Annotated in this window: 9 protein-coding genes; 5 read left to right on the forward strand and 4 right to left on the reverse strand. The window is 30.9% G+C overall.

Annotation, left to right across the window (positions count from 1 at the left end; translation table 11 throughout):
* The first annotated feature begins 54 nt into the window (after positions 1–54).
* A complete protein-coding gene (locus tag VGE71_RS11205; RefSeq protein WP_331138404.1) occupies positions 55–2817 on the forward strand; it encodes a PD-(D/E)XK nuclease family protein in 2763 nt (920 codons plus the stop codon).
* A 286-nt stretch (positions 2818–3103) separates the two neighbouring features.
* Entirely contained in the window at positions 3104–3778 is a 675-nt protein-coding gene (locus VGE71_RS11210) for an ATP-binding cassette domain-containing protein (protein ID WP_331138405.1), read from the forward strand.
* Positions 3779–3784: 6 nt separating this feature from the next.
* On the opposite strand, the gene VGE71_RS11215 is transcribed toward VGE71_RS11210, so the two are convergent.
* A complete protein-coding gene (locus VGE71_RS11215; RefSeq protein ID WP_186296610.1) occupies positions 3785–3928 on the reverse strand; it encodes a hypothetical protein in 144 nt (47 codons plus the stop codon).
* Positions 3929–4216: 288 nt separating this feature from the next.
* Between VGE71_RS11215 and VGE71_RS11220 the strand changes: the two genes are divergently transcribed.
* Positions 4217–4537, forward strand: a complete 321-nt coding sequence (locus VGE71_RS11220; protein ID WP_331138406.1) for a hypothetical protein — start codon at positions 4217–4219, stop codon at positions 4535–4537.
* Between the two features lie 24 nt (positions 4538–4561).
* The gene (locus VGE71_RS11225) at positions 4562–4936 is read left to right on the forward strand and encodes a hypothetical protein (protein WP_144217032.1); all 375 of its coding nucleotides are present in this window, start codon (positions 4562–4564) and stop codon (positions 4934–4936) included.
* 83 nt (positions 4937–5019) lie between these two features.
* Here VGE71_RS11225 and VGE71_RS11230 read toward each other — a convergent pair whose 3' ends face one another.
* The gene (locus VGE71_RS11230) at positions 5020–5796 is read right to left on the reverse strand and encodes an alpha/beta hydrolase (RefSeq protein WP_331138407.1); all 777 of its coding nucleotides are present in this window, start codon (positions 5794–5796) and stop codon (positions 5020–5022) included.
* A 28-nt stretch (positions 5797–5824) separates the two neighbouring features.
* Positions 5825–6367 (reverse strand): sigma-70 family RNA polymerase sigma factor, encoded by a 543-nt coding sequence (locus VGE71_RS11235; RefSeq protein WP_331138408.1) that lies wholly within the window; start codon positions 6365–6367, stop codon positions 5825–5827.
* A 165-nt stretch (positions 6368–6532) separates the two neighbouring features.
* Here VGE71_RS11235 and VGE71_RS11240 point away from each other — a divergent pair, with 165 nt between their 5' ends.
* Complete coding sequence (locus tag VGE71_RS11240; protein ID WP_331138409.1) at positions 6533–7672, forward strand: FecR family protein; 1140 nt, start codon at positions 6533–6535, stop codon at positions 7670–7672.
* Positions 7673–7676: 4 nt separating this feature from the next.
* Here VGE71_RS11240 and VGE71_RS11245 read toward each other — a convergent pair.
* Positions 7677–7872, reverse strand: a 196-nt coding sequence (locus VGE71_RS11245) for a hypothetical protein (RefSeq protein ID WP_331138410.1), incomplete at its 5' end; no start/stop codon positions are given.

The following is a 7872-nucleotide window of genomic DNA, read 5'->3' on the forward strand; positions in this document are numbered from 1 at the left end:
TAAATAAATATGAAAAGCCATTCTTAATTGAATGGCTTTTTTTATTTTTATACTATGGTAAATACTTCTTTTCTTCAAAAAATTGCTGGTGTCGTAATTCAGGATTATGCTGAGAAACTTTCTCAAATAACCATAATTCTTCCTAATAAAAGAGCAAAAGTTTTTTTGATTGAAGCGCTTAAAAATGAGACTGCTAAAACAATTATTGCCCCAGAAATTACAAGTATTGAAGATTTTGTACAAGACGTTGCGTCTATTCGTTCTATAGATTCAATTGAGCTTTTATTTGAGTTTTATGAAGTGTATTTATCTGTTACAGAAAAGAAAAACCAACAATCGTTTGAATTGTTTGCAAACTGGGCAAAAACGCTCTTGCAGGATTTTAATGAAATTGATCGCTATCTTTTAGATTCGTCTCATGTTTTGTCATATTTAAAAGACATTGAAGACATAAAAAAATGGGGATTAGAGGTTGATCAGAAAACTAAACTTTTGGAAAATTATATCGATTTCTGGAAGTTACTTCCTTTGTACTACGAATCTCTTTATAATCATTTGTTGTTTAAATCTATCGGTTATCAGGGGTTGGTGTATCGTGAAGCTGTAAATAATTTAAATCATTTTTCTAACACTATTGGGAATCGCATTTTTATTTTTGCAGGGTTTAATGCTTTAAACGCTGCGGAAGAAAAAATAATGCAACACTTACTCGCGCTTGATCAAGCTAGAATTTATTGGGATGCAGATCAGTCTTTCTTAAACGACCCGTATCATGATGCTGGACTTTTTTTAAGGCGCTTTAAAGAAAGCTGGAAGCATTATAAAGGTCATCCTTTTGAATGGATTGTTGATGATTTTTCTCAATCAAAGAATATTCAGATTATTGGAACTCCGAAAACTATCGGACAGGCAAAATTAGCAGGAAGTATTATAGAAGATCTGATTAATGAAAATCCTAATGCGTCTTTAGATAAAGTGGCGGTTGTGTTGGGAGAGGAGAATTTATTGGTTCCGGTTTTATATTCGCTTCCTTCTTCTGTTGGTGCGTTGAATATAACGATGGGATATTCTGGTAAAAATAATCCGTCCCAGATTTTAATTGCGAAATTGTTTAAAATGCATACAAACGCGCTTTCGCGAAAAGGAAGTAGTTATGTTTTGTATTACAAAGATGTTCTCGATATTTTGACGCACCCTTTGGTTGAACCGTATGCAAATGCCCAGTCATTAGTTAGGGTTATTAAAGAGAATAATTATACGTTTATTACACATCAAAAAATTCTAGAACTTCATCCGAGTCAATCGAAATTCTTTAATCTTTTGTTTGAAAAATGGGAGAATGGTTCTGTTGCTGTTTTGAATACTATTTCGGCTTTATTGATCACGATTAAAGAGCATTTTAGTAATGATAATGAAGAAGAAAAAATTGCCAAAGCATTCGTATATGGAGTTTTTAAAGTAATTAACAAGCTTATAAATTATTATTCTAAGCATAATCATATTGATAATATTGATACGCTCCACGCTATTTATAAACAAATTATAGATTTGGCAGAAGTGTCTTTTGAAGGAGAGCCATTGCGAGGCCTGCAGATTATGGGGGTTTTAGAAAGTCGTGTGCTAGATTTTGAAACGGTTATTATAACTTCAATGAATGAAGGGAAATTTCCTGCTGGGAAATCGCAGAATTCATTTATTCCTTATGATGTTAAGCGAGAGTTAGGTCTTCCGACTTTTAAAGAGAAAGATGCGATTTATACCTACCATTTTTATCATTTATTGCAAAGAGCGAAAAATATCTACTTGATTTACAATACTGAAAACGATGGTTTGGATGCTGGAGAAAGAAGTCGTTTTATTACACAGCTTGAAGTCGAAAAGCAAAGAAATCATAATATAACTTTTGATATCTACAATCCTGTTTTGCCTAATACGGCTTACGAGCCTCTTTCTGTTCCGAAATCAGAAATGGTTATGGAACGGTTAAAAGAAATTGCGACAACAGGTTTTTCACCATCGGCATTGACGAGTTATATTCGAAATCCTATTGAATTTTATTTTCAAAAAATATTGAGAATTCGAGAAGTTGAAGAAGTAGAGGAGAATATTGCATTGAATACTCTTGGGACAATTATTCACGAAACATTAAAGGCTCTATATGCTCCGTTTATAGGAAAGTTTGTTTCTGAAAACGATCTTTTAAATTGTTTTAAACTTTTGGATGAAGAAGTTTTAAAACAATTTAAATTGGTGTATAAAGAAGGTGAGATCAAAAAAGGTCGTAATCTTCTGGCTTTTGAAGTGGCCAAACGAAATGTGGCGAACTTTTTAAGAATGGAATTGGATGCTGTGAAAAATAACGAGGCGATTCAGATTGTTGCTTTGGAGCAAACTTTTGAGCGTGAATTTGTTCATCCAAAATTGCCTTTTCCTGTTTTGATTAAAGGAAATGTCGATCGTATTGAGCGAAGAGATGGAAAAATCAGAATTATTGATTATAAGACCGGAAAAGTGGAGAAGTCTAATGTGGTATTGAAAACATGGAACGGATTGACTCAGGAGCTTAAAAATGATAAAATTATCCAAGTTTTGGCTTATGCCTTTATGTTTGAAAAAGAAGCTGGAAATTTGCCTATTGAAGTGGGGATTATTTCTTTTAAAAATTTAAAATCAGGATTTTTGCCTTTTGGTTATAAAGAGGAAAAAGAATTGACGGCTCTAGTGACTTCAGAAATATTGAATTCCTATTTGGATGAAATTGCTAATTTGCTAAGTGAAATTTTGGATGTTAACATTCCTTTCGAAGAAAAAATATAAGTTGCTTAATGAGAAAAGTAAGCAACATATTCGAATTTTATAAAACGACATTGATCATGAACTGTTCGTTTTCTTTGTTAGGGCTATTTTTAGGAAGCCTGGATTATTTTTTATTTGCGTTTGCCACAATAGGCTTTTTCTTTAGTATTTTGTTTAAAGAGCGTTATCGGAAAAATGAATATTTGTTTTATTCTAACAATGGAATTTCAAAAAACAGATTGATATTGTCTGCTTTTTTATTGAATTTAGTGTTTGTTTTGACGGTAATCTTTATTCTGGAAATATTTTGAAAAAACATGTAATTGAAGTGAGCGGTATTCGAAAAAAGTTCGGTCTAAAAACGATACTTTCGGATATTTATTTGAAAATTGAAGTAGGTGAAATAATTGGTCTGTTTGGAAGAAACGGTTCGGGAAAATCAACCTTGCTTAAAATTATATGTGGCCTTTTGCCAGTTTCAGATAAAAGTGTTTTTATTGATGGAGTTTCTAAGAATAAATCTTCTGATTTAATAAATGAAATTGCTTATCTGTATCAAAATCAATTCATTCCAAATCATTTGTCCGTAATGAGGACAATTCGTTTGGCTATCGATAAACAAAAAGTGACTTTTTTTTGTGAAGATGTTTTTGTAAAACCTCTTTTAAATAGAAAAATCAGAAATCTTTCTTTTGGTGAATTGAGATATTTACAAATAAAACTTGTTCTTTTTAATACTTCAAAATTTGTTCTGCTTGACGAACCTTTTAATGGTTTATCGCCAAAAATGATCGAGGTAGTAACCGAATTAATTGAGGAGAATTCTAAAGAAAAAGGAATTCTGATTACAGATCATAATTATGAAAATGTTTTGAAAATTTCCACAGGTCTGCGATTGTTAAAAGAAGGTAAGTTGCAGATAATCAAAAACAAAGCCGAACTTTTTGAAAATGGTTATCTTGCAAGTCCGGCTGTTTTTTAAGAGCTTTTAGCTGAATATTTTTTTGAAGAAACCTTTTTTTGATTTTTCTCCAGAAGTCGTATTATTGATGTGTCCGTTTTCAATACGAAATCTTCTAAACTTCTCCAGTTTTACATTTAGGTCAAAGCGTAATTCGTCAACAGTTTTCATTTGAATGATTTTTTTGCAAAGCTATATAAAAACTTTTTGCAAATGCAACTTTCTGCAAATGTTAATTTTATAAATGAATTTTATGAAGCGAAATGTTACGATTTTAATACAATATGTTTTTTATGTTAATTTTTTTTAAATATTTTCCTCAAAAAAATACGATTAATTAGATGATAAATAAAAGTCGTTCAGGAGGTTATATCTCTTCTTTTTTTAACAAGTGTTTATCGAGCAATTACCATTATTGAAATATCTTTGCCGCTTCCAAAACATGACAAATAAAAGAATATGATTGATTTACAAACACTAGTAGAAGAGACTGGAGCAGAATCTGGCTTGAGTTTTAATATTGATGGAATCTTAAACGAGTCTGTTAATTTAGAATACGACGGGAATGTTGCAGCAATGATCGGTATGATCTTAAAGATGTGCCTTGAAATGTCTGAAGACGTAAATAACGGAGATCTTAAACAAGTTATGATCAAAAACAACGACGGAATTGTTGTTGCGACTAAAAGTGAAGATGATAACTGTATTGCGTTACTTTCTAAAGATTTAAGTAAAATGGGGTTATTACTTCGTAAGATGGACTCTGTTTTTAGTAATTAATTTTAAAACCAACATTTAATAAACATGTCAGATTTTTTACAAAATTTTCAAAACGATTTAAAGGAAAATGTTAACGGATTTATCGCTGTTTCTGTTACTGAAGTTGAAACAGGAATGTCTTATTGCTCGTTAACTGTAAGACCTGATTTTGATCCAGAATTGGCTTCTGCTTATAACTTAGAAGTAGTAAAAGCTAAATTGAACGCTCTTAGAGCTTTAGGATTAAATCAGAAAATTAATGATATTTTAATTACATTGACAGATCAAATTCATATTATTGATGTTTCTGAAGATGGAAGATATTTTATTTACTTAGCTGTAGATTCTACAAAAGCAAATCTTGGTTTAACAAGAGCGACTTTGTCTAAATACAAAAAAGATATAACATCAAAGTTATAAAAACATTTTGCCCCCAACAATGAGAAAAAGGCTATTTCAACTTAGGTTCGAAATGGCCTTTTTCGATTTTGAGAGTTAGATTTTTATTCAAAGAAATTTAATAAAACAGTTTTCAAAGATTCTTTGTTTTCGATATGGCTCATGTGTCCGTCCTCAAAAGAAATTAATTCTACTGTTGTGTCTTCGATTTGCGAAAGACTTTCTTCGTAGTTTAAAACGGGATCTTTTTTTCCTAAAATCAATAAAACAGGAAAACGGTTTTCTTGTAAAAGCCATTCTCTGTCTTTTCTTATTTTCATTCCTTCCAAAGAAGCAACAATTCCTTGTAAAGGGGTTTTTAAAGCTTCAGTTTTCACTTTTTCAATATCTTTAGCTAATCTTTCTCTATTGTTTTCACTGAATAGATTAGCAATTGCCAAGCTTACAAATGTTGTATAGTTTTGTTTGACAGCTTTGATTGCGCGTGTTCTGTTGAGCTTTTTTTCGGCACTATCTTCTTTTGAAGTTGAATTTTGCAAAACTAATTTCTGGATCTTTTCTGGGTATAATTCGGCGAAAGCCAAGCCCACATAACCGCCCATAGAATGTCCGAGGATTGTCGCTTTATCAATTTTTAAATGTTCTAAAACCTGATTAACGGCATGGGCATTATCTTCCATTTCATGAACATATCCCAAGCATTCAGATTCGCCATGACCTAATAAATCGATGGTTACAACTCGATGTTTTTCTGAAAACAAATTGACATATTCTGTCCACATTTTTTTGTTTTCAAGAAAGCCGTGAAGTAAAACGATTGTGCTTCCTTTTCCGTTGTCGGAGTAGGATATTTTTGTGTTTTTGTAAAGTGTGTGATTCAAAATGGAAATTTTATATAGCAAAAATACGCTATTTTATTAGCCATATGAAATAGAGGATGAAATTTAAAGCAGCATTATTTTGTGATTCTCTCAAAGAGGCATAAGCTCTTTTCATTTGTGTTTTGACTGTATTTATGGAAATGTTTTGGTCTTCGGCAATTTCTGCATAACTCAATCCTTCTACAACATGCGAGATGAAGATTTCTCTTCTGGCTTGAGGAATTTTTTCTACTAAAGTTTGAATTTTAGGTTTTTTATTTTCTTCGTTGTTTTCGAAAATAATTTGCTCTTCAGATTTTTGAAGGGCTATTTTTTTGGTCTGTAAACTTATAGTCTTATTTTTTTCTAAATATTGAAGGCTTAAATTTTTGATGGCTTTTGTTCCATAAGCTTTAAATGAAATGGTGAAGTTTAGCGTTTCTTCTTTTTCCCAGAGATAGGTAAAAAAATCCTGAACAATGTCTTTTGCGGCATCTTTGTCTTTTACAATGTTAAAAGATACCAAAGAAAAAAAGACAAAATGCTCTTTGTATAAGGCTTCGAATGTTTTAAAATCTTTATAATTCAACATCTTCAAATATCATTTATTCGTTTGTAATGGATTACATAGTGTCAAATGTAAAATAAAAACTTAGTTTTTTTTTGTAATGTGTAAAAAAAATCAAAAAATTTTGATTTGTTGTCACCCTAAAAAACTTTTTTCCTAACATAATTAAAACCACTAGATAAAAAAACAATGATTGAAAATTCAAATTTGATTAATGTCCTCAGGAAAATAAGGTCTGAAGGAAGCTTTGATGATTCTAAAATAGCATCGCTGTCTCCAGAAGAGCAGGAATTAATAAAGAACCTTCAGAGCAATGGATTACTAGAAGAAGCATTGTCTTATGCAGAATCGATAGATACTGATGAAAACTGGGAAGAATTAAAAGAAAAATTAAATGCAGATCAAAAGACAGTCGTAATTAATTGGAGAAATATTTTTCAATATGCCGCAGTTTTGCTTTGTCTGCTGGGTTTGGTTTATCTTTTTCAATATGAAAATGGTAAACAAAATAAAATAGATGTTCCTTCAGATGCCATTCAGTTGGTTTTAGAAAATGGAGATATTCAGATTTTAAGTCCAAACGGAGAACAGCAAATAATTAAGAAAGACGGAGAAGTAGTTGCATCTCAAAAAAATAACGAAATCAATTATCATTCAGATAAATCAAAGCATAAATTGGTTTACAATGAAATTAAAATTCCATACGGAAAAACGTTTAAAGTAACACTTTCAGATGGTACAATGGTCAATCTTAATGCGGGTTCTTCTTTAAAATATCCTGTTCAATTTATAAAAGGGTTTAAGAGAGAAGTAGTTTTGGACGGAGAAGCTTTTTTTGATGTCGCTAAAGACAAAGCGCATCCTTTTATTGTAAAAACAAGAGGGGTTGATGTGAAGGTTTTAGGAACAAAGTTTAATGTGAGTTCATACAAAGAAGACACTGATATTAATACGGTATTGATTGAAGGTTCGGTTAAGTTGTGTGACGCTAATGATGCAAATAAGAAAGCGATGTTGGTTCCAGGTGAAAAAGGAACTTGGAATAGTAAAAACACTGAGATTGCTGTTGACCAAGTCGATACGCGATTTTATACAGAATGGATAAACGGTGAAATTGTTTTCAGAAAAACAGCTTTTAGAGATATTATCATAAAACTCGAAAGAACTTATAATGTTACTATCGAAAATAATAGAGAAGATATTTTAGATAAAAAATTCAATGCCAGTTTTAATAAGAATATTGAAAGTATAGAAAAGGTATTGGAAACAATGAGTAAAATTCAGGGCTTTACTTATACGAAAGAAGGAAGGCTTATAAAAATAAACTAACTAACTAATTTACTAACCAACTAAAAACCAATTTATGAAGTGAAGCTGTAATTCTATTGAGAAATACAAGAAAAGAAAATCGGAAAATAGTACCAGTATTTCCCGATTTAGTATTGTGTTTTAAACGACGTATCGAAATTAAATCATTTAAAATCAATCCAAAATTATGAAAAATATAATTAAGAGGAATTGGCTTAGTC

Origin of the sequence: Flavobacterium sp. (assembly GCF_036405015.1) — a bacterium.
Taxonomy (GTDB): Bacteria; Bacteroidota; Bacteroidia; order Flavobacteriales; family Flavobacteriaceae; genus Flavobacterium.

Coding starts and splice junctions, on each gene's coding strand:
- VGE71_RS11205 (WP_331138404.1), top strand. CDS start 55: ATGGTAAATACTTCTTTTCTTCAAAAAATTGCTGGTGTCGTAATTCAG.
- VGE71_RS11215 (WP_186296610.1), bottom strand. CDS start 3,928: ATGAAAACTGTTGACGAATTACGCTTTGACCTAAATGTAAAACTGGAG.
- VGE71_RS11225 (WP_144217032.1), top strand. CDS start 4,562: ATGTCAGATTTTTTACAAAATTTTCAAAACGATTTAAAGGAAAATGTT.
- VGE71_RS11235 (WP_331138408.1), bottom strand. CDS start 6,367: ATGTTGAATTATAAAGATTTTAAAACATTCGAAGCCTTATACAAAGAG.
- VGE71_RS11240 (WP_331138409.1), top strand. CDS start 6,533: ATGATTGAAAATTCAAATTTGATTAATGTCCTCAGGAAAATAAGGTCT.
- VGE71_RS11220 (WP_331138406.1), top strand. CDS start 4,217: ATGATTGATTTACAAACACTAGTAGAAGAGACTGGAGCAGAATCTGGC.